The organism is Streptomyces sp. AC627_RSS907 (genome assembly GCF_019049165.1).
Window position 1 is genome coordinate 1 of the sequence record NZ_JAGMUE010000210.1, and the last position, 451, is coordinate 451.

Annotated in this window: 1 rRNA gene; it reads right to left on the bottom strand. The window is 59.0% G+C overall.

Annotation, left to right across the window (positions count from 1 at the left end):
- Positions 1-369: 369 nt before the first annotated feature.
- Positions 370-451 (bottom strand): 16S ribosomal RNA (locus KUM32_RS32220); the annotation flags it as partial.

Genomic DNA, 451 nt, shown 5'->3' on the forward strand with positions numbered 1-451 from the left:
ACGTCCTTCATCGGTTCCTGGTGCCAAGGCATCCACCGTGCGCCCTTAAAAACTTGGCCACAGATGCTCGCGTCCACTGTGCAGTTCTCAAACAACGACCAACCACCCATCACCCCGAGCCAGAGCTCGAGTGCACTGGGGCCGGCACCGAAGACCCAGCCATACGGCCGCGCCCTCAGATACCCAACAGCGTGCCCGACACCCCCACCACTCACTCTCCCGTTCCACGCCGAAGCAGTACTAGGAAGACAAGCTGGTCAAGAATGCCGAGTAGTCAACGTTCCACCCATGAGCAACCAGCATCAGACGTTCGCTGATGTACTGGCCTCTGACCTCGTCCCGAAGGACTCGGTAAGAAGTGCTCCTTAGAAAGGAGGTGATCCAGCCGCACCTTCCGGTACGGCTACCTTGTTACGACTTCGTCCCAATCGCCAGTCCCACCTTCGACAGC